Source organism: Pseudomonas sp. UBA6562 (assembly GCF_002434265.1).
In the GTDB taxonomy this organism is placed as follows: domain Bacteria; phylum Pseudomonadota; class Gammaproteobacteria; order Pseudomonadales; family Pseudomonadaceae; genus Aquipseudomonas.
The window spans coordinates 975,176-1,000,769 of record NZ_DJJS01000006.1 but is presented as its reverse complement, the minus strand read 5'-3'; the positions used below and the strand labels follow the sequence as shown (position 1 = coordinate 1,000,769).

General features: G+C 65.1%; 23 protein-coding genes. 10 read left to right on the top strand and 13 right to left on the bottom strand.

Translation table 11 applies throughout. From position 1 onward, the window contains the following. Nucleotides 1–7 precede the first annotated feature (7 nt). Together B4M43_RS11955 and B4M43_RS11950 are read left to right on the top strand one after the other, a co-directional pair. Nucleotides 8–1,429 (top strand): M16 family metallopeptidase, encoded by a 1,422-nt coding sequence (locus tag B4M43_RS11955; protein ID WP_296267253.1) that lies wholly within the window; start codon nucleotides 8–10, stop codon nucleotides 1,427–1,429. A gap of 74 nt (nucleotides 1,430–1,503) precedes the next feature. Next, nucleotides 1,504–2,532, top strand: coding sequence for a DUF5924 family protein (locus tag B4M43_RS11950; RefSeq protein WP_296267251.1), 1,029 nt, complete (start codon nucleotides 1,504–1,506; stop codon nucleotides 2,530–2,532). Here B4M43_RS11950 and B4M43_RS11945 read toward each other — a convergent pair. From B4M43_RS11945 to B4M43_RS11920, 6 genes are all read right to left on the bottom strand, one after another. After that, nucleotides 2,514–3,743 carry a nucleoside recognition domain-containing protein gene (locus tag B4M43_RS11945; RefSeq protein WP_296267247.1) on the bottom strand — a complete coding sequence of 410 codons (1,230 nt, stop codon included), beginning with the start codon at nucleotides 3,741–3,743 and terminating at the stop codon, nucleotides 2,514–2,516. The genes B4M43_RS11950 and B4M43_RS11945 overlap by 19 nt on opposite strands. A 181-nt stretch (nucleotides 3,744–3,924) precedes the next feature. Further along, nucleotides 3,925–5,271, bottom strand: coding sequence for a glutamate/aspartate:proton symporter GltP (gltP, locus tag B4M43_RS11940; RefSeq protein WP_296267244.1), 1,347 nt, complete (start codon nucleotides 5,269–5,271; stop codon nucleotides 3,925–3,927). Between the two features lie 754 nt (nucleotides 5,272–6,025). Then, nucleotides 6,026–6,463: an inhibitor of vertebrate lysozyme family protein gene (locus B4M43_RS11935; RefSeq protein WP_296267242.1), complete on the bottom strand. Its 438-nt coding sequence runs from the start codon at nucleotides 6,461–6,463 to the stop codon at nucleotides 6,026–6,028. Further along, entirely contained in the window at nucleotides 6,460–6,627 is a 168-nt protein-coding gene (locus B4M43_RS11930) for a DUF1328 domain-containing protein (RefSeq protein WP_296267240.1), read from the bottom strand. The genes B4M43_RS11935 and B4M43_RS11930 overlap by 4 nt, the downstream gene beginning before the upstream one ends. 43 nt (nucleotides 6,628–6,670) lie before the next feature. Beyond that, nucleotides 6,671–6,967: a hypothetical protein gene (locus B4M43_RS11925; protein ID WP_296267238.1), complete on the bottom strand. Its 297-nt coding sequence runs from the start codon at nucleotides 6,965–6,967 to the stop codon at nucleotides 6,671–6,673. Between the two features lie 189 nt (nucleotides 6,968–7,156). Continuing rightward, a complete protein-coding gene (locus B4M43_RS11920; protein WP_296267237.1) occupies nucleotides 7,157–7,972 on the bottom strand; it encodes a BON domain-containing protein in 816 nt (271 codons plus the stop codon). A gap of 220 nt (nucleotides 7,973–8,192) precedes the next feature. Between B4M43_RS11920 and algB the strand changes: the two genes are divergently transcribed. After that, complete coding sequence (gene algB, locus B4M43_RS11915) at nucleotides 8,193–9,539, top strand: sigma-54-dependent response regulator transcription factor AlgB (protein WP_296267233.1); 1,347 nt, start codon at nucleotides 8,193–8,195, stop codon at nucleotides 9,537–9,539. Continuing rightward, the gene (locus tag B4M43_RS11910; protein WP_296267231.1) at nucleotides 9,536–11,314 is read left to right on the top strand and encodes a KinB sensor domain-containing domain; all 1,779 of its coding nucleotides are present in this window, start codon (nucleotides 9,536–9,538) and stop codon (nucleotides 11,312–11,314) included. Before algB ends, B4M43_RS11910 begins: the two co-directional genes overlap by 4 nt. 148 nt (nucleotides 11,315–11,462) lie before the next feature. Here the strand turns inward: B4M43_RS11910 and B4M43_RS11905 are convergent, their stop codons facing one another. The 5 genes from B4M43_RS11905 to B4M43_RS11885 all read right to left on the bottom strand — a co-directional run bounded on the left by B4M43_RS11905 (nucleotide 11,463) and on the right by B4M43_RS11885 (nucleotide 16,896). After that, nucleotides 11,463–12,239, bottom strand: a complete 777-nt coding sequence (locus B4M43_RS11905; RefSeq protein ID WP_296267230.1) for an N-acetylmuramoyl-L-alanine amidase — start codon at nucleotides 12,237–12,239, stop codon at nucleotides 11,463–11,465. A gap of 60 nt (nucleotides 12,240–12,299) precedes the next feature. Beyond that, on the bottom strand, nucleotides 12,300–14,564 hold the full coding sequence (locus tag B4M43_RS11900) for a diguanylate cyclase (RefSeq protein ID WP_296267228.1): 2,265 nt from the start codon (nucleotides 14,562–14,564) through the stop codon (nucleotides 12,300–12,302). 44 nt (nucleotides 14,565–14,608) lie between these two features. Further along, complete coding sequence (locus B4M43_RS11895; RefSeq protein ID WP_296267226.1) at nucleotides 14,609–15,463, bottom strand: endonuclease/exonuclease/phosphatase family protein; 855 nt, start codon at nucleotides 15,461–15,463, stop codon at nucleotides 14,609–14,611. 11 nt (nucleotides 15,464–15,474) lie between these two features. Beyond that, nucleotides 15,475–16,110 (bottom strand): thiol:disulfide interchange protein DsbA, encoded by a 636-nt coding sequence (gene dsbA / locus B4M43_RS11890; RefSeq protein ID WP_296267224.1) that lies wholly within the window; start codon nucleotides 16,108–16,110, stop codon nucleotides 15,475–15,477. Nucleotides 16,111–16,278: 168 nt separating this feature from the next. Further along, the gene (locus B4M43_RS11885) at nucleotides 16,279–16,896 is read right to left on the bottom strand and encodes a c-type cytochrome (protein ID WP_296267223.1); all 618 of its coding nucleotides are present in this window, start codon (nucleotides 16,894–16,896) and stop codon (nucleotides 16,279–16,281) included. Nucleotides 16,897–17,426: 530 nt separating this feature from the next. On the opposite strand from B4M43_RS11885, the gene yihA reads away from it, so the two are divergent. Next, a complete protein-coding gene (gene yihA / locus B4M43_RS11875; protein ID WP_296267221.1) occupies nucleotides 17,427–18,059 on the top strand; it encodes a ribosome biogenesis GTP-binding protein YihA/YsxC in 633 nt (210 codons plus the stop codon). A gap of 297 nt (nucleotides 18,060–18,356) precedes the next feature. On the opposite strand, the gene polA is transcribed toward yihA, so the two are convergent. Further along, nucleotides 18,357–21,122, bottom strand: coding sequence for a DNA polymerase I (gene polA / locus B4M43_RS11870; protein ID WP_296267219.1), 2,766 nt, complete (start codon nucleotides 21,120–21,122; stop codon nucleotides 18,357–18,359). Between the two features lie 75 nt (nucleotides 21,123–21,197). Here polA and B4M43_RS11865 point away from each other — a divergent pair, with 75 nt between their 5' ends. Beyond that, nucleotides 21,198–21,485, top strand: coding sequence for a DUF2782 domain-containing protein (locus tag B4M43_RS11865; RefSeq protein WP_296267218.1), 288 nt, complete (start codon nucleotides 21,198–21,200; stop codon nucleotides 21,483–21,485). Nucleotides 21,486–21,554: 69 nt separating this feature from the next. Further along, nucleotides 21,555–22,505, top strand: a complete 951-nt coding sequence (locus B4M43_RS11860; protein WP_296267216.1) for a homoserine kinase — start codon at nucleotides 21,555–21,557, stop codon at nucleotides 22,503–22,505. Between the two features lie 44 nt (nucleotides 22,506–22,549). Here the strand turns inward: B4M43_RS11860 and znuA are convergent, their stop codons facing one another. After that, on the bottom strand, nucleotides 22,550–23,488 hold the full coding sequence (gene znuA, locus B4M43_RS11855) for a zinc ABC transporter substrate-binding protein ZnuA (protein WP_296267214.1): 939 nt from the start codon (nucleotides 23,486–23,488) through the stop codon (nucleotides 22,550–22,552). A gap of 65 nt (nucleotides 23,489–23,553) precedes the next feature. On the opposite strand from znuA, the gene zur reads away from it, so the two are divergent. Genes zur through znuB form a run of 3 tightly spaced genes read left to right on the top strand, consistent with a single transcriptional unit; the run spans nucleotide 23,554 to nucleotide 25,584 of the window. Continuing rightward, nucleotides 23,554–24,039: a zinc uptake transcriptional repressor Zur gene (gene zur / locus B4M43_RS11850; protein ID WP_296267211.1), complete on the top strand. Its 486-nt coding sequence runs from the start codon at nucleotides 23,554–23,556 to the stop codon at nucleotides 24,037–24,039. After that, nucleotides 24,036–24,809: a zinc ABC transporter ATP-binding protein ZnuC gene (znuC, locus tag B4M43_RS11845; RefSeq protein ID WP_296267209.1), complete on the top strand. Its 774-nt coding sequence runs from the start codon at nucleotides 24,036–24,038 to the stop codon at nucleotides 24,807–24,809. Before zur ends, znuC begins: the two co-directional genes overlap by 4 nt. Continuing rightward, on the top strand, nucleotides 24,802–25,584 hold the full coding sequence (gene znuB / locus B4M43_RS11840; protein WP_296267208.1) for a zinc ABC transporter permease subunit ZnuB: 783 nt from the start codon (nucleotides 24,802–24,804) through the stop codon (nucleotides 25,582–25,584). The genes znuC and znuB overlap by 8 nt, the downstream gene beginning before the upstream one ends. Nucleotides 25,585–25,594: the final 10 nt, after the last annotated feature.

The window sequence follows — 25,594 nt, the reverse complement described above, 5'->3', positions numbered from 1 at the left end:
CCTGCCCATGCGTTACCTGATGTTCGTCTGCCTGTTGCTCGCCGCCTTGCCGTCACTGGCGCTCGACCGCTCCAAGGTCGAAGGCTACTTGTTGCCCAACGGCCTGCAGGTGGTACTGAAGTCGGGATACGAGCGCGACCACGTGTCGATCCGGTTGGTGGTCGGCGTAGGCCTGGACGACTTCCCTTGCGAGCAGCGCGAGCTGCCGCACCTGATCGAGCACCTGCTGTTCAGCGGCATCGACGACTCCAGCGAAGGCGGCCTGGAAGAGCGTCTGCAGGCCTTGGGCGGCGAATGGAACGCCTTCACCAGCAGCGCCGACACCACCTTCGTCATCGAGGCCCCGGCGCGCAACCAGCGCAAGGTGCTCGACCTGCTGCTGGCGATCGTGCGCGACACGCGCATCGACGCCAAGGCGCTGGCCACGGCCAAAGCCATCATCGAACGCGAAGACGGCGGCCATTACGGCCACCTGCAACGCTGGCTGGACCGCCAGGACATCGGCCAGCGCGCCACCGAGCAGGTGGCGCAGGAACTGGGCCTCAAATGCCCGGAACGCTCCGACGTCACCGATTTCAGCCTGGAGCAGGTCGTACAGGCACGCGCGCACTGGTACGCCGCCAACAACATGACCCTGATCGTCGTCGGCGGCCTGGACAAGCTGCTGCCCGCCTACCTCGAACGCACCTTCGCCGAACTGCCGGCCACCGAGCCCGGCGAGCGCCGCGATCTGGACACCATCACCCATCGGGCCGAGGCCAGACGCACGCTCAACCGGGGCTGGCTGGGCGATACCGCCAAGCTCAGCTGGCTGTTCATCGAACCTGTGCTCGACACCGAGCATGACCAGACCCTGGAGCTGCTGTCGCGTTACCTGGACTGGGCGCTGTACCAGCAACTGCGCCTGCGCCATGGGCTGTCCTACGGCCCCTCGGTCAAACGCGAGAGCTATGGCGACAGCGGCATGCTCAGCCTTACCGCAGACCTGGAGCGCGACGACGTCGACGCGGCCGTACGCGCCTTCGAGTCGTTGTTCGAGCAACTGCGCAAGGATGGGCTCGACCCCGCCACCTTCGCCCGCATCAAGGAAGCGGCCATCGCCCGGGAAAGTTGGACCACCCAGGGCAACAGCGCACTGGCCGACTACTACTGGGGCGGGCTCAACAACTATGAAGACGGTCGCTACAAAGACCCGATCGCCGCGCTGCGCAAGGTCAGCCTCAAGGAGGCCAACGCCGCGCTGGCGCAACTGCTCAAGTCGCCGGGCTATCTGCGCATCGAACAGCCGCTGCTGGGGTACGACGGGCTATACGGTTGGATCGGCCTGCTGCTGGCCTTGATCCTGGTACCGGTTCTGGCCATCGGCCTGCTGCGCCGTCGGCGACGCCAACCGGCGCCTCGCCCTACTGGCGCTACACGGCAACGATGATTCGGCGCTATCCTTCGGCCAGCGTCGGCACCCGCGCCGACGCAGCTCTTCTTTCGGGGTCTTGTCACTAACCCATGCTGCCCATTCCTCGCCTCGTGCAACGCATCATCGAGCTGCTCAAACGCTACCCCGGCGTGATTGCCCTGGGTGGTTTCCTGTCGGGTATCGGCAGCTTCATCCTGGTCGACCGCCAAGCCAGCCTGGCGAGCTGGATCGCCATCGTGCTGCTGGTCAGCTGGGTCTGGCTGATGCTGGAGAACAGCCTGACCAAGCTCTTCGCGCGCCTGTTCAAGCGCGAGATCCCGCAGCCGCTGCTGCGCTACGCGACGCAGATGATCCACCAGGAAAGCCTGTTCTTCGTGCTGCCGTTCTTCTTCGTCACCACCACCTGGAACAGCGGCCAGTCGGTCTTCACCGGGCTGCTGGGGGCGGCGGGGCTGATCTCGATCGTCGACCCGCTGTACTACCGCTGGTTGGCGCCGCGGCGCTGGCTGTTCATGGCGCTGCACATGCTGACGCTGTTCGCCGCCCTGCTCACCGCCTTGCCGATCATCCTGCACCTGACCACCGCGCAGAGCTTCAAGCTGGCCCTGGTGGCGGCCATGGCGCTGTCGTTCCCCAGCCTGGTCAGCAGCTTCCCGATCAACAACTGGCGCAATGGCGTGGCCTTGGTGCTGATCACCCTGGCGGTGGGTGGCGGCGGTTGGATGCTGCGCTCCTGGGTGCCGCCGGCGACCTTGTGGATGACCGAGGTGGCGGTCAGCACCCAGGTCAACAACCGCGAGCCGGGCGACTCGCTCAAGGAAGTGCCGGCCAGCCGCATTGGCGGCAATGGCCTGTATGCCTACACCTCGATCAACGCGCCACGCGGCCTCAACGAGCGCATCTACCATGTGTGGCAAAAGGACGGCAAAGAGGTCGACCGCATCGCCCTGGACATCCGCGGCGGGCGCAAGGAAGGCTACCGCGCCTGGAGCCACAAGCAGAACTTCCCGCCCGACCCGGTCGGTCGCTGGCAGGTGCGGGTACTGACCGAAGACGGTCAGGTGATCGGCGTGTTGCGCTTCAGGGTGGTCGCGGACGCTCAGGCGAAGAACCAGTAGCACACGCAGATCGCCGCCACCACGCCGCACAACTCGGCCAATAGGGCGCAGCCCACGGCATGGCGTACGCGCTGGATGCCGACCGCGCCGAAATACACTGCCAGCACGTAGAAGGTGGTTTCCGTACTGCCCTGAATGGTCGCGGCCACAAGGGCCGGGAAACTATCGACACCTTGAGCCTGCATGGTCTCGATCATCATCGCCCGTGCCGCGCTGCCGGAGAACGGCTTGACCAGCGCCGTCGGCAGGCCGTCGACGAAACGCGTGTCCAGGCCCAGCCAGCCGACCGCATGGCGGATGCCGTCCAAGGCCAGTTCCAGAGCGCCGGAAGCGCGCAGCACGCCGACCGCCACCAGCATGGCCACCAGATACGGCAGCAGGCTCTTGGCCACGTCGAAGCCCTCCTTGGCGCCTTCGACGAACACCTCGTACACCTGCACCCGTTTCAACGCGCCGACCACCAGGAAGGTGACGATCACCCCGAACAGCGTGAGGTTGCCCAGGATCGACGACAGGCTGGCCAACGCCGCGGCCGACAGGGTGCCGAGAAAGGCCATGAAACCGCCCAGCAGCAAGGCCCCGGGGATCATGTAGGCCAGCACCACCGGGTCCCACAGGCGCAGGCGCTGCATGACCGCCACCGACAGCAGGCCCACCAGGCTGGAAATGCTGGTGGCCAGCAGAATGGGCAGGAAGACCAGGGTCGGGTCGGGCGCGCCTTGCTGGGCGCGGTACATGAAGATGGTCACCGGCAGCAGGGTCAGCGAGGAGGCGTTGAGCACCAGAAAGAGGATCTGCGCGTTGCTCGCCGTGGTGCTGCTGGGGTTGAGCTCCTGCAGGGCGCGCATGGCCTTCAGGCCGATGGGCGTGGCAGCGTTGTCCAGGCCCAGGCCGTTGGCGGCGAAGTTCATGGTGATCAGGCCCAGCGCCGGATGGCCTTTGGGCACGTCCGGCATGAGCCGGGCGAACAATGGCCCGAGCACCTTGGCCAGCCATTCGACGATGCCGGCCTTTTCCGCGATCTTCAGGAAGCCCAGCCACAGGGTCAGGGTGCCGAACATGAGGATCACCACCTCGACCGACAGCTTGGCCATGGCGAAGATGCTTTCCACCATGGCCGCGAAGATACCGGCGTTACCGCCGATCAGCCACTGCCCCAAGGCAGAGACGGCGCCTACCAGGAAAAAGCCGAGCCACAGGCCGTTGAGCATTTGCGAGTCTCCCTGGAAAAAGTGCGCATCATAGCGCAGTCGTCGCCGCCACCGGGGCAGGTAACCGGCGTGATCTGCATGGACACGAGAAAGCCCCGGTGGGGCGTCACGGTTCAGGTGAGTGAACGCTGTGGCGACCCAGCGGGGCTTTCAGGGCGCGGGCGAACCCGCGCAGGTGCGCTTACTGCTTGACCGCCTGCGAAGAGCGGGTGGCGGCGCCGGCCGCGGCCGACTTGCCGGCCATGTGCGGCAGCGAGTTGTAGTACGCCTCGCCCTTGGCCGAGTCGTACATGCCTTCCCAACGGGCGATGACCAGCGCAGCCAGGGCGTTGCCGATCACGTTCAAGGCGGTACGCGCCATGTCCATGATGCGGTCGACACCGGCGATGAAGGCCAGGCCCTCCAATGGAATGCCCACGCTGCCCAGGGTCGCCAGCAGCACCACGAACGACACACCCGGCACGCCGGCGATGCCTTTGGAGGTGACCATCAGGGTCAGCACCAGCAGCAGTTGCTGGCCGATCGACAAGTCGATGCCGTACAGCTGCGCGATGAACAGCGCGGCGATGCTCTGGTACAGGGTCGAGCCGTCGAGGTTGAACGAGTAGCCGGTAGGCACCACGAAGCTGCACACCGACTTCGGCGCACCGTAGGCCTCCATCTTCTCGATCACCCGCGGCAGCACGGTTTCCGAACTGGAGGTGGAGTAGGCCAGGATCAGCTCGTCTTTCATGATGCGCATGATCTTGATCACCGAGAAGCCGAACAGGCGCGCCACCAAGCCCAGCACCATGAAGGCGAAGAAGGCGATGGCGAAGTACACCAGCACCACCAGCTTGGCCAGCGGCAGCAGGGAGGCGAAGCCGAAGTTGGCCACCGTCACCGCGATCAGGGCGAAGACGCCGATGGGGGCGTAGTTCATGATCATGTGGGTGACCTTGAACATGGTTTCCGACACGCCCTGGAAGGTGCGTACCAGCGGTTCGCGCAGGTCGCTCGGCAAACTCGACAGGCCCATGCCGAACAGCACCGAGAAGAAGATGATCGGCAGCATCTCGCCACGCATCAGGGAGGCAAAGATGTTCGACGGGATGAGGTTGAGCAGGGTCTCGATGAAGGCATGCTCGTGCTGCACTTCGGCCGCCGTGGCCTGGTACTTGGAGATGTCCACGGTGCCCAGGGTGCTCATGTCGATGCCGGCGCCCGGGTGGAAGACGTTGGCCAGCACCAGGCCGACCACGATGGCCAGGGTGGTGACGACTTCGAAGTAGAGGATGGTCTTCAGACCGATGCGGCCGAGCTTCTTGCTGTCGCCCACGCCTGCGATGCCGACGATCAGCGAGGAGACCACGATCGGCACCACGATCATCTTGATCAGGCGAATGAAGATGTCACCGGCCGGTTGCAGGACGTTGCTGATCCACCATGCCTTTTCTGCACTGAAATGGTTCAGCACCGCGCCGATCGCAACACCTAGCACCAGACCGATGACGATCTGCCAGGCAAGGCTCAGTTTTGCCTTCTTCATGTCGTTACCCTTTGTTGTAGTGGACATGGGCGCCGGCTGGAAACACCCGTGCCAGAGCCATCTGGCTGGGTCACGAGTAAGCTGCTGCTCCGTTGGGCGGGCTCCATGAAAGATCACCGCAGGCGGCCGGGTCGTGGCTCGCTCCCGCGAAAAGGCCGCAACTATTGCCACGCAGGGCAAGCCAGTCTAATGCCGGAAACGACTACCCCATGCCGAATCGGCATAAAGAAATGTGCTCGAAAATCGGCTTTTCGAAGGACGTTGCGAGGGCTGTTCGGATAACCGAACAAGGATGAAGAGTCGCATGGCGACCGTTCAGGCGAGGTGGCGGAAAGCGTACGGCGCTTGTTCGACAATCCGAATGGTCGTCAAGTCGTGCAAGGAGGGATGCGAATGGCACGAAAAAAATCGATGTGCGGCAGGAAAAATATGCCTGGTCAGGCGTTTTCCACGCTAGGACTCAATGAGAATGAGTGGCTGTATGTCGATTATCGGAGCTTCGGAGGTCAGGCCTGCCCATGGCATTGACCTGAACCGTCCGATGCTACCTTTCCTGACCCGGCCCTTTACGGAGGTACTCCCTGTACCCCTAGGCCACTCCGGCTCAGCTACCGCCAGAACAGCCCGACCCCCTGGTCATGTGCCGCGCCTCGTCGGTGCGGCGCATCATGGAAGCCGAAACGTTAAGGAAGTTCCGCTTCCAATTGATTACAACGTGCAATCGCCGCCTGCGGGCCGGCGATTACCTCCCTATTCAAAGCTGTTCGCGCAACAGAGCTTTCATGCCGTCGTCGGGCTTGCCGATCCAGCGGTAGTTGACCTCGTTGCTTGGCGACACGGCCTTAGGCCCTTCGACCAGCAGGCCGTACGCCTCTTCCTTGTCCCAGCTGAACGCTGCGACCAGTCGTTTCGAGGCACAAGTGTCTTGGGTTTCGCAAAGCGAACCCACCAGATACTTGTCACCATCTTCAGTCATGGCCGACATCTGTTGCTGCGTGGTGCCCGACAGGTTGATCACCCAATCGGGCAACCGCTCCTTACCGTCGATGGCATCCTGCCAAGCTTCGCGGTACTTGGCATCCGAGCCCAGCAGCTGATTCGTGTACACCTGGCCATCGTTGGCCGCGAATGCGGCCGAGCCGCTACCCATCAGCAGAGCAACGGCCAGCGTGCGCTTGAGCAGGGCGTTCATGGACGGCCACGACCCCGGCCGAAGAAGAACGAAGCGACGAACAGCACCAGGAAGAGGATGAACAGGATCTTCGCGATACCTGTGGCGGCGCCAGCGACTGCTACGAAACCGAAGTAACCGGCAATGATGGCGATGATCAGGAAGGTAATGGCCCAACTCAGCATGGTGATTCTCCTATCTGTCTTTATGAGATCAGTGAGTCAGGCCTTAAAAGACCCAACGTTCCTGAGGCACTACGGTGTCGATGGTGGCAGGCGAAGCCTTGGCTTGCGGTGCTTGGGTCGGCGTCTCGGCAGCCTGTACCAGCGACTGGGTGCGAGTGGCCTGAATCTTGGCGAGCAAAGCGGTTTGCGCGGCGACCTGATCGGCCAGGCGGGCTGTCTGCACGCTGTGGTAGAACTGGCCGGCGACCACCGTCAGCACCAGCGCGACGCCGAGCAGCAGGAGCTTGCCCATGGGCAAGGTGTTGGCGGTCTGCTTGGTGTGGGTGGTCTGGCGAGTCATGCCGGCTGCTCCTGCTGAATTTTTCTTTTCGAACGTATCCAGATGATTGCAGCCTGCATGCCAGCTTTTGAAAACAAATAATTTACTTATAAATCAATAACTTAACCTACTTCCGAAAAGTTCCCGAGAATGTATCCTGCACGATACCCCCCTGGGGGTCGTGCATTTTGCACGTGCATTCTGCACGGCTCAGCCTTCGACCTTGGTCGCCACCTTCAACATGTCGGCATCCACACCGCGCACACCGACGATTTGCCGGGCGATATCGACCGCTACGGTCTTCAGTGCCTGACTGACGACATCGCCCGACAACCGCACCATGCCTTCCTCGCTCACTACGCGGATGGTCGCGCCGTCGAGGTTGCGGCTGAAGCGGTAGCTGCTCTGGATCTTGTCGATGATCCAACTGTCGCTGGGCTGTGGCCCGGAGGAAGCATCGACCGGAGCGTTGCGCGCTTCGGCCATGGCGGCGCTGTCGAGGCTGACCAGGTTGTTGGCCAGGTGCACGCCTTCGGTGGTACGGGCCACCACCCCGGCCAGTTCCTTGGCCTCGGCGCTGGCCACCCGACCGCGCAAGGTCACTACACCGTCACGGCTTTCGACTTCGATCGGCGCTTTTTCCGTCACTCGGCTCCACACCAGGCGCGCGCGGACCATGGCCGCCAGGGTCGCGTCGTCCAGGCGTTGGGCATAGGCGCGGGCTTCGAGCGGGTGTTCGACCAGTTCCGGGTTGACCTTCAATTGATTGTCGACCTGGGCGATGCCCTTGGTGGCCAATGCCACGCGCTCAGCCAAGCCACGCTCGACCTCGTTTTCGACTTCGCCGGTCAGGCGCGCCTGCTCTCCGTCTATGGCGACCTGAATGCTGAAAGGATTCAACACGCGGTTGAGCGACAGCGCCGTCTGCACGCTGCCTTCAAGCCGGGCGTTTTGCACGGGGTCGGCGAATACAGTGGCGCTGGCCAGCAGGCCGATGGCGAGGAGGGCGAAAGGGGCGCGCTTCATGTAAATCTCCTGTCGTTTCTAAATATTTTCGAACCGGCGAATGGCGCAACTGCCATGCCATCGGTGGAAACTGTTGAAAACCTTTAATTTTTCAATGAGTTAGCCAACACACGGGCAACCGGCTAGCATTGCAAACTCCGCATACGTCAGAAAAAGACCATGCAACTTGCCCTATATTTCCGACACTAAGTCTGACTATTCCCAAAGGAGCGTAGGAAACATGGAATCCGCCCCGGATAACCAAGGCCGCATTCTGCTGGTGGACGACGAATCCGCCATCCTGCGTACCTTCCGCTACTGCCTTGAGGATGAGGGGTACAGCGTCGCCACCGCCAATAGCGCGTCGCAGGCCGAAACCTTATTGCAGCGCCAAGTGTTCGACCTGTGCTTCCTCGACTTGCGTCTAGGCGAAGACAACGGCTTGGACGTGCTGGCGCAGATGCGTATCCAAGCGCCGTGGATGCGCGTGGTGATCGTCACCGCCCACTCGGCCATCGACACTGCCGTCGATGCCATCCAGGCCGGCGCTGCCGATTACCTGGTCAAACCCTGTAGCCCTGACCAACTGCGTCTGGCCACTGCCAAACAACTGGAAGTGCGTCAGCTGTCGGCGCGCCTGGAAGCGCTGGAAGGCGAGGTGCGCAAGCCCAAAGACGGTCTCGACTCGCACAGCCCGGCCATGATGGTGGTGTTGGAAACCGCACGTCAGGTGGCCATCACCGACGCCAACATCCTCATCCTGGGCGAGTCGGGCACCGGCAAGGGCGAGCTGGCCCGTGCCATCCACGGTTGGAGCAAGCGCGCGCGCAAGTCGTGCGTGACCATCAACTGCCCATCGTTGACCGCAGAACTGATGGAAAGCGAACTGTTCGGCCACAGCCGCGGCGCGTTCACCGGCGCCAGCGAGAGCACGCTGGGCCGGGTCAACCAGGCCGACGGCGGCACCTTGTTCCTCGACGAGATCGGCGACTTCCCGCTGACCCTGCAACCCAAGCTGCTGCGGTTCATCCAGGACAAGGAATACGAACGCGTAGGCGACCCGGTCACCCGCCGCGCCGATGTGCGCATTCTGGCCGCGACCAACCTCAACCTCGAAGAGATGGTGCGCGAAGGGCGCTTCCGCGAAGACCTGCTGTACCGCCTGAACGTCATCACCCTGCACCTGCCGCCGCTGCGCGAACGCAGCGAAGACATCCTGACCCTGGCCGAGCGCTTCCTGGCGCGCTTCGTCAAGGACTACTCGCGCCCGGCCCGCGGCTTCTCCGACGAAGCCCGCGCGGCGCTGCTCAACTACCGCTGGCCGGGCAACATCCGCGAGCTGCGCAACGTCATCGAGCGCGCCAGCATCATCTGCCCGCAGGAGCGGGTCGAGGTCAGCCACCTGGGGATGGGCGAGCAGCCCACGGGCAACGCACCGCGCGTGGGCGCCGCCTTGAGCCTGGACGAGCTGGAGCGGGCGCACATCGGCGCGGTGCTGGCTACCAGCGATACCCTCGATCAGGCAGCCAAGACCCTGGGCATCGATGCCTCGACGCTGTACCGCAAGCGCAAGCAGTACAACCTGTGAAGTGGACCATGAAGTTGCGCACACGGATGTTCCTCAGCATCTCGGCGCTGATCACCGTGGCGCTGCTGGGCCTGTTTCTGGGGCTGGTGAGCGTGGTGCAGATGGCCTCGGTGCAGGAGCGCCTGCTGAGCGACACCCGCCATGTCCTGGAGCTGGGCGTGAAACTGCGGCAGAACCTGGGCGAGCAGTTGAGCCAGATCCTCGACGAATCGCCCAACCGGGAAAGCCTTGGCGACCTGCAAACGCAATTCCAGCAGCTGGTGGACCAGGGTTTACAGGAAGGCGGCGAGCGCAGCGGCCTGGAGCAGATCCGCAGTAGCTACCTGAGCTTTATCGAGGCCTACCGGCAGAGCACCACGCCATCGCGTGAGATGGGGCTGGAACAGCCGTTGGGCATGGCCTTCGACGGCGTGCGGCGCAGCCTGATCGCGTCCAGCAACAAGGCCCTGGACGAAATCGACCGCAGCGAAGAGCGCAACCACGACCAGGCCTGGTTGGTCGGTGGCGTGCTGGGCCTGATGGGCCTGGCCGTGCTGGTGCTGGGGTTCATTACGGCGCACAGCATCGCCCGGCGCTTCGGCTTGCCCATCGAGGCCCTGGCGCGCGCGGCCGATCAGGTCGGGCGCGGCAATTTCGATGTGACCCTGCCGATCGCCCAGGGCAGCGAGATGCACCAGTTGACCCGCCGCTTCGGCCTCATGGCCGATGCCCTGCGCAAGCACCAGGCCACCAACATCGACGAACTGCTGGCCGGCCAGCAACGCTTGCAGGCGGTGCTCGACAGCATCGACGACGGCTTGCTGATCATCGACCCGCAGGGCTGCCTGGCGCACCTCAACCCCGTCGCCCAACGCCAGCTGGGTTGGGACAGCAGCCGTATCGGCACCCCGCTGGAAGAGGCGCTGGAGCGCCCCGAGCTGCAACAGCAACTGCGCCAGGTGCTGCGTGGCGGCAACCTGGACCGGCCGCCTGACGACCTGAGTTTCGAGGTCGACGAAGACACGCGCCTGCTCAGCTACAGCCTGACCCCGGTCAGCCACCCGCAAGGACCGATTCTTGGTGCGGTCATGGTGCTGCGCGACGTGACCGAGCAGCGCGCCTTCGAACGGGTGCGCAGCGAGTTCGTGCTGCGTGCCTCCCATGAGCTGCGCACGCCGATCACCGGCATGCACATGGCCTTCGGCCTGTTCCGCGAACGCATCAAGTTCCCTGCCAATACCCGCGAGAGCGATCTGCTCGACACCATCGGCGAAGAAATGCAGCGCCTGACCCAACTGATCAACGACCTGTTGAATTTCTCCCGCTACCAGAACGGCTTGCAGAAGCTGGACGTGGCGCCGTGCGACGTCGAAACCCTGCTAGCGCGCGCGCACGAGCGTTTCGCGGCGTCGGCCAGCGAGAAGCGCATCGAACTGGTGATCGACATGGAGCTGCCGTTGCCGCGCATCCAGGCCGACGTCGGCCAGCTCGACCGGGTGCTGGACAACCTGCTGCACAACGCCATCCGCCACACCCCGAGCGATGGGCACATTCGCCTGCACGCGCGGCGGCATGCCGAGCGGGTGATCATCAGCGTCGAGGACAGCGGCGAGGGCATCGCCTATGGCCAGCAAGGACGGATCTTCGAGCCGTTCGTGCAGGTGGGGCGCAAGAAAGGTGGCGCAGGCCTGGGCCTGGCCCTGTGCAAGGAAATCGTGCAGTTGCACGGCGGGCGCATGGGCGTGTTTTCGCGGCCCGGCCAGGGCACCCAGTTCTATATGGCATTGCCGGTCTGAAGTGAAGGGTGGGGCCGCAAGGGGCCCCACCTATGACCCCCTCGTTCGACCCTGACCCAACCCAACCGCCGACACGGGCGACTAGGCCGATGAACCCGCTGAGCGGGTAGGCATAGGCCCTTGCACCTCATCCTCGCAACATCGCACCTCAGCGCATGCGGTTGAGCACCTGCAGCATGGCGGCGGTCTGCGCGTCGGGCTGGCCGTCGAAGCGTTGCGGACGGAAGCGCATCTGGAAGGCGGCCAGCACGTGGCGGGTGGCCTCGTCCAGCTCGCCGGTCTGCGACACGGCATAGCCGAAGCGGGCCAGTTGCTGCTGATACCAGACGATCGATGGCGGGTTGCTGGCGAACCAGGCCTGCTGCTGGGCTACCGCATTGGCGTTGGGCCAGACGCCGAGGCCGGCGTCGGCCAGGCGCTTCCAGGGGAACAGCGGCCCCGGATCCTGTTTGCGCAACGGCGCGATGTCGCTATGCCCGACGATGTAGCGCGGCTGGATGCCATTGCGCTTGACGATGTCCTTGAGCAGTGCGATCAGCGACTGGATCTGCGCTTCGCTGTAGGGGTGCCAGACGCGGCCCTGGGGCGTGTCGGTGAAACCCGGGTTGACGATCTCGATGCCGATGGAAGTGGAGTTGAGCCAGGTGCGGCCGTCCCACTGGCTGTCGCCGGCGTGCCAGGCGCGGCGGCTTTCGTCGACCAGCTGGTAGACCGTGGCCGGGCCGTCGCCGATCAGGTAGTGGCTGCTGACTTCGCCGTGGGTCAGCAGCGCCAGCGAGCGCTCCAGGGACGCGTTGGTGTAGTGCAGGACGACGAATTGGATACGGTTGTCCTGGTTCGCCGAGACGTGGTCGCGGTCGATGCGCAGGCCGGTGGAGCAACCGGCCAGCAGCAGGAGCAGCAGGGAGGTGAACAGGGCTTTCATGGCTTGGCGTAGGTCTGCAGAGGTCAGGGCGCACTAGCATAGCGCAAGCCTGCGCGTCGCTCAGCCTTGTTCCACGCGGTTGCGGCCTTGCGCCTTGGCCCGGTACAGCGCCTTGTCGGCGCGGCCCAGCACCGCTTCGCCCGACTCCCCCGAGCGGAACACGCTGCAACCGATCGACGTGGTGATGGTGACCGGCTCGCCCTTGAAGTGGAACGGGCAGGCTTCGACCGCCGCACGCAGGCTTTCCAGTTGCCGGGTAGCTTGCTCCAGCGGGGTCTGCGGCATCAGCAGGACGAATTCCTCGCCACCGAAACGGGCCATGAAGTCGCTTCCACGCAGGCGCTTGCGCAGCACGTTGGCCACCAGTTTCAGCACCTTGTCGCCGGCCAGATGGCCGTAGCCGTCGTTGATGCGCTTGAAATGGTCGAGGTCGAGGATGGCCATCGACAGGTGGCCACCCTGGGTCTGCCAGGCTTGCATCTCCTGGGTCAAGCGCTCGCTCCAGGCGGCGCGGTTGGGCAGGCCGGTGAGCGGGTCGACCAGGGCTTTCTGGCGTTGCTCTTCGAGGTGCTCGCGATAGCCGAGGGCTTCCTGCTCCATGCTCGCCACGCGCGCGGCCAAGCCTTGCAGGCGTTCGGCCAGGTCCTGCTCGCGGTGGTCGCGGGCCTGCCGATGCTGGTCGAGGGTGCCGAGCAGGCCTTCTAGCCGGCTGTCGAGCACCTGTTTGAGGCTGGCGAGGTCCTGGGCGCCCTGCACGCTGTGCTGCAGACCGTCGACCTGTTCGCGCAACTGGCTGTCGAGCTGGCGCGCGGCCGTCTGGTGGTCGGCATGCCCGGCGCTGGCGTCGCGCAGGTGGGCATGGAAGGCCTCCAAGCGGGCGTTGAGCGCTTGCAGGTAGGCTTCGAACTCGTGCTGGCCGCTGTCGTTGACCGCCAGCATCAACACGGCGAGGTCGTCGAGGATCGGGATCAGTTCGTACCAGTTCAAGCCTCGGGCGACCCGCTCGCGCATGGCCAGGGCCTGGTCCTTGTAGCGCTCCGGCAGGCTCAGGTCGTCGAGCAGACCGAGCAGGGTGTGCTCGATGTGTGCGGCGACCTGGCTGTAGGGCGGCTCGACGGCATGGGGCAGGGCATAGGGGCCGTCTTCGCCGCTTGCGTCGGTGAAGGTGTCGGTCAAGGGCGCCAGCGCAATGGCCTGCGCAGGTGCCGGTATGGGCTCGACACCGGACGGCAGTGGCTCGACGGTAGGGCTGGACACTACCGGTGGCGTTGTAACGGTGGTGAGCGCCGGTCCGAAATCCGTTACGGGCTGGCTGGCCTTGCCAGCACCTTCCCCATCGGCCGACGCAGTGAGCGATGCGGCCGCCAAGGAGGATGGATCGTCGCTCGCGGCATCGGCGGGCGGAGGTGTGGCGACGGGCGCTTGCTCGTCGGTCTGGGGCACTGGGGCGCCCTCTGGTACGCCAGGTGCCGGCGCAGCGGCATCCGCATCGAGCGGTTCCGAACCGGAGGGTTGGGCAATCGGCGCCTCGGCTTGCTCGGCGCTCGCCGGCGCGCTGATGGGCGAGGCTACCGTGACGGCAGCGGCCGGCACCGGCTCGGGCATAGCCGAGACAGGTAGGGCAGCGGGCGTTTCCGGGTCGGGTGACGCAACGGCGGGCCCTTCAGGTGCCGGCACGGCGGCTTCGAGGGCAGCCGGAGGCACGGGCGCCAGAGGTGCGCCAGCTTCGCCAACCGCTGGCGCGGCCGCCGCCGCTTGCGCCACGCTCGACTGTTCAGGCTCCGACGCCGCCGGTTCGGCGTCGCGCGTGCCGAACAACCGCTGCAAAAAGCCCGGACGCGCTTCGTCCGCCTGTCTGTGCAGCGAGGCCAAGGCGCGCTCCTGCAAACCGCTGAGCTCGCCCAGCAACGGCGGCAGCTCACGGGATTGGCTGACCCCGCCATCGAGCTTCTTGCTGAGCTTTTTCAGGGCCCGCAGCTGTTCGCCCGGCAACGGCAGGCTTTGCAGCTGTTGCACCAGTGAGGTCAGCGCCTCGCGCACCTGGTTCATCCGCGTTTCGCGGCGGTGTTCGGAGTCGAGCACGGCTTTTTCGAGGCGCGGAATGAGCGCGGCCAGGCCGCCGTCCATGCTGTCGCTGCGGATGACTTCGCGCATTTCCTTCATGCACTGGTCCACCGCCTGGTCGCTGCCTTCGGCGGCGAGCGAGCTGCGCACCAGCCCTCGGCGCAACAGGTCGAGACGGGCATCCCAGCGACGCTCGAGCTTCTCCTGCTGCTCGAGGCTCTTGAAGTACTTCTCTTTCCAACGCTCGGCGTCGTCTGTCATGCCCAAGGTCCGCGAGGGAAGGGTGGCGGGAGGCGCGTGGCCTGCTAACTCAAAGCCGGCAGGTTATCCACAGTCAGGGCGTCGGGCAATCGAATCTCCACGGCCACCGGCAGGTGGTCGGAGATGGGCTGGGCCAGCACCTCGACACGCTCCAGGGTCAGCGAAGGGCTGAGCAGGATGTGGTCCAGGCAGCGCTGCGGACGCCAGCTGGGAAAAGTGGCTCCGAGCTGTGGCGCGACCAGACCGAGGTCGCGCAGGGGCGAATGCTCGAGCAAGTCGCAGGCATGGGTGTTCATGTCGCCCATCAGCACCTGGTGCCGATAGCCACCGATCAGATCGCGCACGTAGGCCAGTTGCCGGGCGCGGGTCTTGGCGCCAAGGGCGAGGTGCATCATCACCACGATCAAGGCGTCTTCGCCCTCGCCGAAACGCACCAGGATCGCACCGCGCCCGGAAGGCCCGGGCAGGGGGTGGTCTTCGAGTTGCTGCGGCTTGAGCCGGCTGAGCACGCCGTTGCTGTGCTGGGCGAAACGCCCCAGGTTGCGGTTGAGCTGCTGGTACCAGTAGGGGAAGGCGCCCAGCTGTGCCAGGTGTTCCACTTGATTGACGTAGCCCGAGCGCAGGCTGCCGCCGTCGACTTCCTGCAAAGCCACCAGGTCGAAATCGGCCAGCAGCTGGCCGATCTTCTGCAAGTTGCCGGCGCGCCCGGTGTGCGGCAGCAGATGTTGCCAGCTGCGGGTCAGGTAGTGCCGATAGCGCTCGGTGCTGATGCCCACCTGGATGTTGAAGCTGAGCAGCCGCAGGCGACCATCCGCCGGCAGGCCGGTGGCCTGCACGTGGTGCTCGTTGACCTGCGGCTGATGCAGGCCGATACCGCGCAGAGGGCTGGTGCGGCGCATGGCGTCGCCACCTACTTGGCGGCGCGCTCCTTGGCGATCAGCTGGTCGGCCACGTTCAGCACGCCTTCCGGACCGCCGGCGGTGCCCAGGTCGAAGCGGTACTTGCCATCGACGACCATGCTCGGTACGCCGGTGATCTCATACTTCTTCGCCAATTCCTTGGCCTGGTTGACCTGGCCCTTGATGGCGAACGAGTTGAAGGTGGCGAGGAACTTGTCCTTGTCGACACCCTGGGTGGCCACGAACTCGGCCATGTCCTTCGGATCGGTCAGGCGCTTGTGCTGGTTCTGGATGGCATCGAACACGGCCGCGTGCACCTTGTGCTCCACGCCCATGGCTTCGAGGGTCAGGAACAGCTGGCCGTGGGCGTCCCAAGGGCCGCCGAACATGGCCGGCACGCGCTTGAAGCTGACGTCTTCGGGGAGTTTCTCGACCCAAGGATTGAGGGTCGGCTCGAAGTGGTAGCAGTGCGGGCAGCCGTACCAGAACAGCTCGACCACTTCGATCTTGCCAGGCTGGGAAACGGGAACGGGGTTGCTCAGCTCGATGTATTGCTCGCCTGCCTTGGCAGGTTCCGCGGCCTGGACGCTGGCCATACCGAATACGCTGGCGGCGACCAGCGTGGCGCTGAGAATCAGTTTACGCATGCTTCACTCCTGGGCAGTCATGGGTCGCCTCATAGCCGACCGTGCTGTGACAGGCCGGGACGGGGCGAGTTCTGTAGTGTACCGGCAGCGCGCGGAAAAAGGGTCGGTGCCCCCTCCGCCGGACGAGGCCGAACCTGCGGATGCTCGCTGCCGTGCATTAACCCAACGTTAATGCAGCCCTTGGATGTAGCTGGAAATGGCCTCGATGTCCTTGTTGCTGAGCTTGCTGGCGATCGTGCGCATGGTCATGGCGTCGCCGTCGTTGGTGCGGTTGCCCTCGCGGAAGTCGGTGAGCTGCTTGCTCACGTACTGCGCATGCTGCCCGCTCAGGTGCGGGAAGCCGGCCAGGGCCAGGCCCGCGCCGTCGGGCGAATGGCAGCCGGTGCAGGCGGGCATGCCCTTGTCCAGGTCGCCGCCGTTGAACAGTGCGCGGCCGCGTTCCACCAACTTGGGATCGGCGGCGCCCACCGAGCCCTTCTGGCTGGCGAAGTAGGCGGCGATATCGGCCAGGTCCTGGTCGTCGAAGCCTTCGAGCATGCCGGTCATTTCCAGCACCGGGCGCTTGCCGCTCTTGATGTCGTGCAGCTGTTTTTCCAGGTAGCGCTGGCCCTGGCCGGCCAGTTTCGGAAAGTTGGGCGCCAGGCTGTTGCCATCGGGGTTGTGGCAGGCGCCGCAGAGGGCGGTCTTGGCCTGGCCTGCGGCGGCATCGCCGGTGATCGGTTGCGCAGCACCGGCTGCACCGGTGACGCCCAGGGTCAACAGCAGACTCGCGAATAGTTTGTTCATCAGCTCATCCAACACGGCTAAGGGTGAAATGTCAGGTATCGGGACTGCCGATCATCCGGAGGATGACCAATCGGTAGTCCTCGGTACTGCAGTCCGTGCACAATCCACGCGCGGCATAGCCTTGAAACCCTGGGTGAGCTGCATCACCAACGTCCACGTATCCCGCGTCGGCCTAGGTTCCCAGCCAGCCTGGCAACCCTTTCGGGTGCCGGCGAGCCTGCTTGGCGTGCGTACCGCACACGTGCGGTTGTACAACGCCGTAGGACCCTGTGTAGCCTGAGCGCCGAAAGCGATGGCATGGACGGGTGACCCGTCGCCATTTCATCGTATGCGATGACCTTCAGGATTGGGGACCGGCTGCGTTCTGACGCGCTAGCTGTTGTTCGGCGCCCCCTGCGCATCACCCTACGCTGGGATAATGCGCACACAAAAACTGGGGCATTATATACTTCCGCCCGCCAAACGGAAACGACACCGCTTGCCGCAGGGGCCGCAACGCCTGGCCCGGCAACACCCACATCGGATATCCCATGCACGTCAAGAACCCCATCCTCGGCCTGTGCCAGAAAGCCACCTTCGCCTTGAGCGCCGCCAAGGTCGACCAGTGCCCGACCGACCAGGGTTACGAAGTGGCCTTCGCCGGCCGCTCCAACGCCGGCAAGTCCAGCGCCCTCAACACCCTGACCCACGCCAGCCTGGCGCGCACCTCGAAAACCCCGGGCCGCACCCAGTTGCTGAACTTCTTCGCCCTGGACGACGAACGCCGTCTGGTCGACCTGCCCGGTTACGGCTACGCCAAGGTGCCGATTCCGCTCAAACAGCACTGGCAACGCCACCTCGAAGCCTATCTGGGCGGACGCGAATGCCTGCGCGGCGTGATCCTGATGATGGACGTGCGCCATCCCATGACCGACTTCGACAAGATGATGCTCGACTGGTCGCGCGCCAGCGGCATGCCCATGCACATCCTGCTGACCAAAGCCGACAAGCTCACCTTCGGCGCGGCTAAGAACACGCTGCTCAAGGTCCAGTCGGAAATCCGCAAGGGCTGGGGCGAGGGTGTGACCATCCAGCTGTTCTCGGCACCCAAGCGCCAGGGTCTGGAAGAAGCCTACGGCGTGCTGGCCGGGTGGATGGAACTGGAAGACAAGGTCGCCGAATAAGGCCGTGATCGGGCGCCATCGAGGCGCCCGGCGTGCCCCCAATGCCGAATCGCAGGCAAAAAAAACCCCGGACTTCATAGGGGGAGGGGGAAGTTCGGGGTCCAAGCCCGGACCGCTAGGGCGGGGTCCGGATATCTGCCAACACTTAACACAACATAGGAGCATCGAACGGCTTGTTCAGCCATTCAGTGCATCTGAGCCGCGTTTCACCGATTTAGTTCCTCGGTCGTTCGAACAATTTCCCACGTTTCCATGCACGAGCTTGAAAGCAGGCCTGCAAAACGCAGGCCCTCCCCATCAGTGCGCCTCGTCCCAGTTCGCGCCCACGCCCACTTCGACCAGCAGCGGCACGTCGAGCTGCGCGGCCCCGCTCATGTGCAGGCGGATCTGCTCGGACACTTCGTCGACCAGGTCTTCGCGCACCTCCAGCACTAATTCGTCGTGCACCTGCAGGATCACCCGCGCGTCCAGCCGACTCTCGGTCAGCCAGGCGTCGACCGTGACCATCGCCCGCTTGATGATGTCGGCGGCCGTGCCCTGCATCGGCGCGTTGATCGCGGTGCGCTCGGCCCCGCGGCGCAGCGCCGGGTTCTTCGCGTTGATGTCGGGCAGGTACAGGCGGCGGCCGAACAGGGTTTCCACGAAGCCTTGCTCGGCGGCCTGGGTGCGGGTGCGTTCCATGTAGGCCAGCACGCCTGGGTAGCGGGCGAAGTAGCGGTCGATGTAGTCCTGCGACTGCTTGCGGTCGACGCCGATCTGCCGCGCCAGGCCGAACGCGCTCATGCCGTAGATCAAACCGAAGTTGATCGCCTTAGCGCTGCGCCGCTGGTCGTTGCTGACCGCCTCCAGCTCGACGCCGAACACTTCGGCAGCGGTGGCGCGGTGCACGTCCAGGTCGTTGCGGAAGGCGTGCAGCAGGCCTTCGTCCTTGGCCAGGTGGGCCATGATGCGCAACTCGATCTGCGAATAGTCCGCGGCCAGCAGCGTGTAGCCGGGCCGGGCGACGAACGCCTGGCGGATGCGCCGGCCTTCGGCGGTGCGGATGGGGATGTTCTGCAGGTTCGGATCGCTGGACGACAAGCGCCCGGTCGCCGCCACGGCCTGTTGGTAGGAGGTGTGGATGCGCCCGGTGCGCGGGTTGATCTGCTCGGGCAGCTTGTCGGTGTAGGTGCTCTTGAGCTTGCTCATGGTGCGGTATTGCATCAGCACTTCGGGCAGCGGGTACTGCATCTCGGCCAGTTCGGCCAACACTGCTTCGGCGGTGGAGGCCTGGCCCTTGGAGGTCTTGTTCAGCACCGGCATGCCCAGCTTGTCGTACAGGATCATGCCCAACTGCTTGGGCGAGCCGAGGTTGAACTCCTCGCCGGCCAGCTCGTAGGCGCGCTTCTCCAGCTCGGCCATCTTGGTACCCAGTTCGCCGCTCTGCACGTGCAGCAGGTCGGGGTCGATCAACGCACCCTGGCGTTCGATCTTGGCCAGCACCGGCACCAGCGGCATCTCGATGTCCATCAGCACCGGCTGCACGCTGGGAGTCTGCGCCAACAGGGCTTGCAGGGCGTGGTGCAGGCGCAGGGTGATGTCGGCGTCTTCGGCGGCATAGGGGCCGGCCTTCTCCAACGGAATCTGGTTGAAGGTGAGCTTCTTCGCGCCGCGCCCGGCGATGTCTTCGAAGGTGATGGTGGTGTGTTCCAGGTAGCGCTGGGCCAGGCTGTCCATGTCGTGGCGGGTGGCGGTGGAGTTGTACACGTAGGATTCGAGCAGGGTGTCGTAGGCCACCCCGCGCACTTCGATGCCGTTGTCCGGGTCGCCACCGATGGCGCAGTTGGCCAGGATGTTGATGTCGTACTTGGCGTTCTGCCCCACCTTGCCCTTGGCCGGGTTTTCCAGCAACGGTTTGAGCGCCAGCAATACGGTGTCGCGGTCGAGCTGCGCCGGTGCGCCTTCGTAGTCGTGCATCAGCGGGATGTAGATCGCTTCGTACGGTTCGATGGCGAACGACAGGCCGACCAGTTGCGCCTGCTGCGCGTCGAGGCTGGTGGTCTCGGTGTCGAAGGCGAACAGCGCGGCCTTGTTCAGCCGCTCCAGCCAGTGCTCGAAGCGCGCCTGGTCGAGGATGACCTCGTACCTGGCCTCGACCTTCTCCACCGGCGCCTTGGCCGGCGCCACCGCCGCGCCGGCCCTGGCCGCGTCGCGTTGCAGGTCGGCGATCCAGCTCTTGAACTCCATCTCGGTGTACAGCGCGATCAGGCTTTCATGGTCGGGCTCGGCGCACACCAGCGCCTCGACTTCGATGTCCAGCGGCACGTCGATCTTGATCGTGGCCAGTTCGTAGGACATGAACGCCGCGTCGCGGTGCTCTTCGAGCTTGCCGGCCAGGGTCTTGGCGCCGCGGATCGACAGCCCGGCGACCTTGTCGAGGTTGGCGTAGACCTCGCTCAGGCCGCCGCCGATGCCGGTCAACAGGCCTACGGCGGTCTTCTCGCCCACACCGGGCACGCCTGGAATGTTGTCGACCTTGTCGCCCATCAGCGCCAGGAAGTCGATGATGTGCTCCGGGCCCACGCCGAACTTCTCGTGCACGCCGGCGACGTCCAGCACGCTGCCGGTCATGGTGTTGACCAGGGTGATGTGGCCGTCGACCAGTTGCGCCATGTCCTTGTCGCCGGTGGAGATGATCACCGGGCGGTCCTGCGCCGCGCTGCTGCGGGCCAGGGTACCGATGACGTCGTCGGCCTCCACGCCTTCGATGCACAGCAATGGGTAGCCCATGGCGCGCACGCTGGCGTGCAGCGGCTCGACCTGCACGCGCAGGTCGTCGGGCATTTTCGGACGGTTGGCTTTGTATTCGGCGAACAGGGCGTCGCGGAAGGTGCCGCCCTTGGCGTCGAAGACCACGGCGAAGAGGCTGTCGGGGTATTGCCGGCGCAGGCTCTTGAGCATGTTCAGCACGCCCTTGACCGCGCCGGTGGGCATGCCCTTGGAGGTGGTCAGTGGCGGCAGCGCATGGAACGCGCGGTACAGGTAGGAGGAACCGTCCACCAGGACGAGGGGCGCTAGGCTCATGAGGGCAATCAACCTTTTCGGCGGGTCCGGCGCTAGAATAGCCAGGATCATTGACGATAAAGGGACAAGGTTATCATGCGGACATTCAATCGCCTGTTACTGCTCGGCCTGTTGGCAACCACGCCTGTCGTCACCCTGGCGGCGGACGACGCCCCTTCGGCCGATCCCGAAGTGACCATTCGCACGGAAGGCGACCGCACCATCCAGGAATACCGGCAGAACGGTTTCCTGTATGCGATCAAAGTCACGCCAAAACACGGCAAACCTTATTTCCTGGTGCGCGCAGACGGCTCGGACGGCAACTTCATCCGGTCCGACCAGCCGGACATGCTGATCCCGTCTTGGAAGATCTTCGAGTGGTAATCTGACGCGCATCGTTCACATCAACCGGCACTGCCAAGTGGCAGTGCCCGCATGGGCAAATGTTCATCTATGTCAGTCTTCACCCCCGTCTCCCGGCCCGAGCTGGAAACCTTTCTGGCGCCTTACCAACTGGGCCGTCTGCTGGACTTCCAAGGCATCGCCGCCGGGACCGAGAACAGCAATTTCTTCGTAAGCCTCGAACAGGGTGAATTCGTGCTGACGCTGATCGAGCGCGGCCCGAGCGAGGACATGCCGTTCTTCATCGAGTTGCTCGACGTGCTGCACGACGCCGACACGCCCGTGCCCTACGCCCTGCGCGACTGCCACGGCACCGCCCTGCGCGAGCTGTGCGGCAAGCCGGCGCTGTTGCAGCCGCGGCTGTCGGGCAAGCACATCCAGACGCCGAACAACCAGCATTGCGCCCAGGTCGGCGAGCTGTTGGCGCACATCCACCTGGCCACCCGCGAGCGCCCCATCGAACGGCGCACCGACCGTGGTCTGGAGTGGATGCTGGCCTCGGGCGCCGAGCTCGCCGCCGACCTGGACGCCGAGCAGCGGCCATTGCTGGAAGCGGCACTGCAAGAGATCGGCACGCACCAGGCATCGATCCTGGCCCTGCCGAAAGCCAACCTGCACGCCGACCTGTTCCGCGACAACGTCATGTTCGAAGGCACCCACCTGACCGGCGTGATCGACTTCTACAACGCCTGCTCCGGGCCGATGCTGTACGACATCGCGATCGCCCTCAACGACTGGTGCAGCACCGCCGCCGGTGCCCTCGACCTGCCGCGTGCCCAAGCGCTGCTCGGCGCCTACGCGGCGCTGCGGCCCTTCACCGCAGGCGAAGCCGAACTGTGGCCGGTGATGCTGCGCGTGGCCTGCGTGCGTTTCTGGCTGTCGCGGTTGATCGCCGCCAAGTCGTTCGCCGGGCGGGACGTGATGATCCATGACCCCCGCGAGTTCGAAGTGCGTCTGGCACAGCGCCAACAGGTGACGCTGACACTGCCCTTCGCCTTGTAAGGGCCGGGCGCCTGAGGCGCCCGACCCTTTCTCATCGCTCAGGCTTACAACTGCTCGAGGCAACCGGCGAGGTCGGTACCGAGTTTTTCCAGCAGGCGCTCGTAACCGCGGGCGTCGACCGGATCGGTGCCACCCAGTGGGTCCAGCTCGGCCAGGCGCACCGGCAGGTCGGCGGTCAGGGTTTCGGCCAGGCGCGGGCGCATCGGCGGTTCGCTGAACACGCACGTCTTGCCCACCGCCTGCAGGCGTTCGCGCATGGCGGCGACGTGCTGGGCGCCGGGCTGCACTTCCGAGGCCACGCTGAAGACGCCGGCGTGCTTGAGGCCATAGGCTTCTTCGAAGTAGTCGAAGGCTTCGTGGAAGACGAAGTAGGGCTTGTCGGCGATGCCCGCCACGCGCGTCTTGATCCGGGCGTCCAGGGCATCGAGGCGTTCGCCGAAGGCTTTCTTGTTGGCCTGGTAGCGCGGGATGTTGGCCGGGTCCGCGCGCATCAGGTCACTGGCCATCTTTGCCGCGATCACGCGGGCGTTGGCCGTGGACAGCCACAGGTGGGCGTCCACGCTGCCGGGGCGGTGGTCGTGGTCGTGCTCGTCGGCGCTGTCGGAGGCTGTGGGGGCATCGTGGTCGTCATGGTCGGCATGGCTTTGGCTGTCCTCGCCGAAGTGGCGCAGGCGTATGCCCTTGAGCGTCATCACCGCCACGGTCGGCTTGTCGCGCGAGCCGATGACCCGCGGCAGGAAGTTTTCCATGTCGCGGCCCACCCAATACAGCAAGTCGGCATCGGCGACCCGCCGCACGTCGGAAGGGCGCAGGGCGTAATGGTGCGGCGAAGCGCCGGGCGGCAACAGCACTTCGGGGCTGCCGACGCCGTCCTGTATCGCTGCGGCGATCTGCTGCAGGGGTTTGATGCTGGTCAGCACGCGCACGTCGGCGTGGGCCGTGAAAGTAATGAAAGCGACAAAAAAAGCCAGGAATCGGGCCATGGTGAATACTCGACTGTGCATAAGAGGTAACATAATAACGTCTCTCTCCAGAACCGTCGCTGCCCATGTCCATGACCCCGCTGGCCCATCGTCCCCATGACCACTCCCGCTGCGTGCACAGCGCGCTGACCGAAGCCGACGATCTCTGCGCCCGTCAAGGCCTGCGCCTGACCGCCTTGCGCCGGCGTGTGCTGGAGCTGGTCTGGCAGAGCCACAAGCCGCTCGGCGCCTACGACATCCTCGCCGTGCTGAGCGAACAGGACGGCCGCCGCGCCGCGCCGCCCACCGTGTACCGCGCCCTGGACTTCCTCCTGGAAAACGGCCTGGTGCACCGCATCGCCTCGCTCAACGCCTTCATCGGCTGCACCCACCCCGAACACGCGCACCAGGGCCAGTTCCTCATCTGCAAGGGCTGCCACGTCGCGCTGGAACTGGAGCAGGCGAGCATCAGCGAAGCGATCCTGGCCAGCGCGGCCGAGGTCGGCTTCAGCGTGGAAAACCAAACCGTCGAAGTGGTCGGGCTATGCGGCAACTGCCGGAGCGCGGCATGAGCGAGGCGCTGATCCGGTTGCAACAGGTGGGCGTGAGCTTTGCCGGCGAAACCGTGCTCGATCAGATCGACCTGACGGTCGCGCCCGGGCAGATCGTCACCCTGATCGGCCCCAACGGCGCCGGCAAGACCACCCTGGTGCGCGCCGTGCTCGGCCTGCTCAAACCGCACCGGGGCACGGTGTGGCGCCAACCGCGCCTGCGCATCGGCTACATGCCGCAAAAAATCCAGGTAGACCCGACCCTGCCGCTGTCGGTGCTGCGCTTCCTGCGCCTGGTGCCGGGCGTGGACCGCGCGACCGCCTTGTCGGCATTGCAGGAAGTGGGCGCCGAACAGGTGATCGACAGCCCGATCCAGACCGTGTCCGGCGGTGAGATGCAGCGCGTGCTGCTGGCCCGCGCCTTGCTGCGCAAACCGCAGTTGCTGGTGCTCGACGAGCCCGTGCAAGGGGTCGACGTGGTCGGCCAGTCCGAGCTGTACCGCCTGATCACCCGCCTGCGCGACCGTTACGGCTGCGGCGTGTTGATGGTGTCGCACGACTTGCACCTGGTGATGAGCGCTACCGACCAGGTGGTGTGCCTGAACCGCCACGTCTGCTGCTCGGGCCACCCGGAGCAGGTCAGCGGCGACCCGGCCTTCGTCGAGCTGTTCGGCCAGACCGCACCGAACCTCGCCGTCTACCACCACCACCACGACCACAGCCACGACCTGCACGGTTCGGTCGTCACCCCAGCCCCCCACGTCCACGGAGCGCACTGCAAGCATGGCTGATTTTCTTCTCTACGCCCTGCTCGCAGGTCTTTCGCTGGCACTGGTGGCCGGCCCCCTGGGTTCGTTCGTGGTGTGGCGGCGCATGGCCTATTTCGGCGACACCTTGTCGCACGCCGCGCTGCTCGGTGTGGCATTGGGCTTCGCTCTGGACGTGAGCCCGACCTTGGCCGTCACCGTAGGCTGCCTGCTGCTGGCGATCCTGCTGGTGACCCTGCAACAACGCCAACCGCTGGCCTCCGACACGCTATTGGGCATCCTGGCGCCAAGCACGCTGTCGCTGGGCCTGGTGGTGCTGAGCTTCATGCACGATGTGCGCATCGACCTGATGGGCTACCTGTTCGGCGACCTGCTGGCCATCAGCCCCACGGACCTGGCCTGGATCGTGGGGGGCAGCGTGCTGGTGCTGGTGCTGCTCGCCGTGCTCTGGCGCCCGCTGCTGGCGGTGACCGTGCACGAAGAGCTGGCCACCGTGGAAGGCCTGCCCGTGGCCGGCCTGCGCCTGGCGCTGATGCTGCTGATCGCCGTGGTCATTGCCGTGGCGATGAAGATCGTCGGTGTGCTGCTGATCACTTCCTTGCTGATCATTCCCGCTGCGGCCGCGCAACGCCACGCTCGCTCGCCCGAACAGATGGCGGTCGGCGCGAGCCTGTTGGGGATCGTCGCAGTCTGCGCGGGCCTGGCCATGTCGTGGTTCAAGGACACCCCAGCCGGGCCGTCCATCGTGGTCTGTGCGGCGGTGCTATTCTTGCTGAGCCTGGCCCTGCCGAAACGTTGAGGTGCCGGGG

Excerpts from the sequence above, each read along its gene's own strand:
- B4M43_RS11930 (WP_296267240.1), bottom strand. The coding sequence starts at position 6,627 with ATGCTGAGTTGGGCCATTACCTTCCTGATCATCGCCATCATTGCCGGT.
- algB (WP_296267233.1), top strand. The coding sequence starts at position 8,193 with ATGGAATCCGCCCCGGATAACCAAGGCCGCATTCTGCTGGTGGACGAC.
- B4M43_RS11955 (WP_296267253.1), top strand. The coding sequence starts at position 8 with ATGCGTTACCTGATGTTCGTCTGCCTGTTGCTCGCCGCCTTGCCGTCA.
- znuC (WP_296267209.1), top strand. The coding sequence starts at position 24,036 with ATGAGCGAGGCGCTGATCCGGTTGCAACAGGTGGGCGTGAGCTTTGCC.
- B4M43_RS11945 (WP_296267247.1), bottom strand. The coding sequence starts at position 3,743 with ATGCTCAACGGCCTGTGGCTCGGCTTTTTCCTGGTAGGCGCCGTCTCT.
- gltP (WP_296267244.1), bottom strand. The coding sequence starts at position 5,271 with ATGAAGAAGGCAAAACTGAGCCTTGCCTGGCAGATCGTCATCGGTCTG.
- zur (WP_296267211.1), top strand. The coding sequence starts at position 23,554 with ATGTCCATGACCCCGCTGGCCCATCGTCCCCATGACCACTCCCGCTGC.
- B4M43_RS11935 (WP_296267242.1), bottom strand. The coding sequence starts at position 6,463 with ATGAACGCCCTGCTCAAGCGCACGCTGGCCGTTGCTCTGCTGATGGGT.
- znuA (WP_296267214.1), bottom strand. The coding sequence starts at position 23,488 with ATGGCCCGATTCCTGGCTTTTTTTGTCGCTTTCATTACTTTCACGGCC.
- B4M43_RS11900 (WP_296267228.1), bottom strand. The coding sequence starts at position 14,564 with ATGACAGACGACGCCGAGCGTTGGAAAGAGAAGTACTTCAAGAGCCTC.
- B4M43_RS11925 (WP_296267238.1), bottom strand. The coding sequence starts at position 6,967 with ATGACTCGCCAGACCACCCACACCAAGCAGACCGCCAACACCTTGCCC.
- B4M43_RS11865 (WP_296267218.1), top strand. The coding sequence starts at position 21,198 with ATGCGGACATTCAATCGCCTGTTACTGCTCGGCCTGTTGGCAACCACG.
- yihA (WP_296267221.1), top strand. The coding sequence starts at position 17,427 with ATGCACGTCAAGAACCCCATCCTCGGCCTGTGCCAGAAAGCCACCTTC.
- polA (WP_296267219.1), bottom strand. The coding sequence starts at position 21,122 with ATGAGCCTAGCGCCCCTCGTCCTGGTGGACGGTTCCTCCTACCTGTAC.
- B4M43_RS11895 (WP_296267226.1), bottom strand. The coding sequence starts at position 15,463 with ATGCGCCGCACCAGCCCTCTGCGCGGTATCGGCCTGCATCAGCCGCAG.
- B4M43_RS11860 (WP_296267216.1), top strand. The coding sequence starts at position 21,555 with ATGTCAGTCTTCACCCCCGTCTCCCGGCCCGAGCTGGAAACCTTTCTG.
- B4M43_RS11885 (WP_296267223.1), bottom strand. The coding sequence starts at position 16,896 with ATGAACAAACTATTCGCGAGTCTGCTGTTGACCCTGGGCGTCACCGGT.
- B4M43_RS11905 (WP_296267230.1), bottom strand. The coding sequence starts at position 12,239 with ATGAAAGCCCTGTTCACCTCCCTGCTGCTCCTGCTGCTGGCCGGTTGC.
- dsbA (WP_296267224.1), bottom strand. The coding sequence starts at position 16,110 with ATGCGTAAACTGATTCTCAGCGCCACGCTGGTCGCCGCCAGCGTATTC.
- znuB (WP_296267208.1), top strand. The coding sequence starts at position 24,802 with ATGGCTGATTTTCTTCTCTACGCCCTGCTCGCAGGTCTTTCGCTGGCA.
- B4M43_RS11950 (WP_296267251.1), top strand. The coding sequence starts at position 1,504 with ATGCTGCCCATTCCTCGCCTCGTGCAACGCATCATCGAGCTGCTCAAA.
- B4M43_RS11920 (WP_296267237.1), bottom strand. The coding sequence starts at position 7,972 with ATGAAGCGCGCCCCTTTCGCCCTCCTCGCCATCGGCCTGCTGGCCAGC.